The sequence below is a fragment of the Lentzea sp. genome, from assembly GCF_036380075.1.
Lineage (GTDB): Bacteria > Actinomycetota > Actinomycetes > Mycobacteriales > Pseudonocardiaceae > Lentzea.
In genome coordinates this window covers 1-2,028 of record NZ_DASVFL010000059.1, presented here as the reverse complement: position 1 = coordinate 2,028, position 2,028 = coordinate 1, and the positions used below count along the sequence as shown (strand labels likewise).

Genomic DNA, 2,028 nt, shown 5'->3' with positions numbered 1-2,028 from the left:
GTAGAAGACGGCGTAGCCGAAGGCGGCCGCACGGGCCGGGTAGCGGACGTACTTCGGGCTGTCGTCGAGCAGCACCCACTGCGCGGCCGCCAGCAGCGGGAAGACCAGCGCCAGGATGATGTGCATGTTCTGCCACCACTGGGCCGTGGACGCGTCCAGGTGGTGGGGGTGGGTCAGGCCGATGCCGGCGAGGACGAGGCCCGGGAGGGCGACGAGCAGGGTGCGCACCGGCCGAACCTAGCGGCCCCCACCGTTCGCCCCATTAGACTCGCCCACTTCCAGGCGATTCGACCCAGCGTGTCGAACCTGTGTTCGATAGGATGTCACCGTGGTGAACCGGCGTGAACAGGCGGCGTTCCTGCTCGCACTCCGCGACAGCGAGCGCGGCTGGGCCGATGTCACGGACGCCGTGGAGGCCGCCGGATCTGCCCTGTCCGTTCTGGAGTCGCTGCTCGTCCCGGACCAGCTCACGCTGGACCACGTCGACCCCGACCTGGCCGGACGGCTGGAACTGGTCGAGAAGGAGATCGAGTCCTGGGAAGGCGAGGGCATCCACCTCGTCACCGTTCTCGACGAGCAGTACCCGGCCCAGCTGCTGATGGTGCACCAGCGGCCGCCTTTCCTGACCTGCAGGGGCTTTCTCGTACCGGAGGACCAGCACGGCGTCGCCGTCGTCGGCAGCAGGCATGCGAGCGCACGAGGTCTCCACATCACCCGCGAGATCGCGACAACGCTGACCAAGCACGACATCACGGTCTACAGCGGTCTCGCCGCGGGCATCGACACGGCGGCACATCGAGCCGTTGTCGACGCCGGAGGACGAACGGTCTCGGTGGTGGGCACGGGTCTGCGTCGCTGCTATCCGGCGGAGAACGCGGACCTGCAGCAGGAGATCGCCAGGACCGGTGCGGTGCTGTCCCAGTTCTGGCCGGACGCCGGCCCGGCCAAGCACCACTTCCCGATGCGCAACGCCGTGATGAGCGGCTGCAGCACCGCGACGGTGGTGGTGGAGGCGGGCGAGCACAGCGGCACCCGCATCCAGGCCAGGCTCGCACTCGAACACGGCAGGCACGTCTTCCTGCTGCCGGAGGTCGCGTCGGACACGACGTGGGGGCGCGAGATGGCGACACGTCCGAACACGACAGTGCTGGAAGGCCCCGACCACCTGCTGCGCGTGCTGGACGAGCTGCGCGCCGGAGTTCCGGATCTGATCGACATCTGACGTGAGTCCGTTCAGCCGTATTCTCGACAGCTACCGCAACGTCCTCGTTACCCCGTCCGCCCGCGGCGAGAACGTGTGCGTGACCTGTCGGCGCCCGACAGAGGGATACGAGCGGTGCTGGCAGTGCCAGCAGCACTTCGCGGCTCACGGGAGCGAACTCGCCGACGAGGTCGTGCCGATCTCGTTCGCGGAGAAGGATCGGCAGCTGGCGCACACCCTCTTCCAGTACAAGAACAACAGGTCCGACGATGTGAAGCGGCAGCTCACCAACGAACTCGCCTGTGTCCTCGCCGCCTTCCTGGCGGGTCACGAGCGCTGCTGGGGCGATTTCGACCTGGTGACGACCGTGCCGAGTTCGCGGAGTCGGACGTCACCGCTCGTGGACGTGCTCGGCAGGCGCATCGGGCAGACACGCACCCGGTTCACCAGCGCACTCATCACCCGGTGCGGGAACGACCGGAAGATGCGACCTGACTGCTACGAGGTCAGCACGGGAGGTCGGGGTGTTCTGCTCGTCGACGACACCTGGACGTCCGGCGCGAGCCTCCAGTCCTCCGCAGTGGCTTTGAAGAGAGCCGGAGCCACGCGCGTCGTCGGGCTGGTGATCGGAAGGCACCTGGACAAGCCTGCTCCCGCGACAGTTCCGTTCGACTGGGACGCGTGCGTGCTCTGCGCCCAGCGCGACCGATGAAGTGGGGGCCGCGGTGACACGGCCCCCACCACGTCACGCCTCGCCGCGGATGAACGCCTCGACGGCCGCGTGGGCCTCGGCGTCCGAGTACTGCTCGGGCGGGGACTTCATGAAG

At 68.2% G+C, this 2,028-nt stretch carries 2 protein-coding genes and 1 pseudogene; 2 read left to right on the top strand and 1 reads right to left on the bottom strand.

Features of this window, described 5'->3' with window-relative positions:
• A pseudogene (locus tag VF330_RS07155) lies at nucleotides 1-228 on the bottom strand (hypothetical protein); the annotation flags it as partial.
• Between the two features lie 100 nt (nucleotides 229-328).
• On the opposite strand from VF330_RS07155, the gene VF330_RS07150 reads away from it, so the two are divergent.
• Together VF330_RS07150 and VF330_RS07145 are read left to right on the top strand one after the other, a co-directional pair.
• Nucleotides 329-1,222 carry a DNA-processing protein DprA gene (locus VF330_RS07150; protein WP_330850710.1) on the top strand — a complete coding sequence of 298 codons (894 nt, stop codon included), beginning with the start codon at nucleotides 329-331 and terminating at the stop codon, nucleotides 1,220-1,222.
• 1 nt (nucleotide 1,223) lies between these two features.
• Nucleotides 1,224-1,913, top strand: coding sequence for a hypothetical protein (locus tag VF330_RS07145; RefSeq protein WP_330850709.1), 690 nt, complete (start codon nucleotides 1,224-1,226; stop codon nucleotides 1,911-1,913).
• The last annotated feature ends 115 nt before the right edge of the window (nucleotides 1,914-2,028 follow it).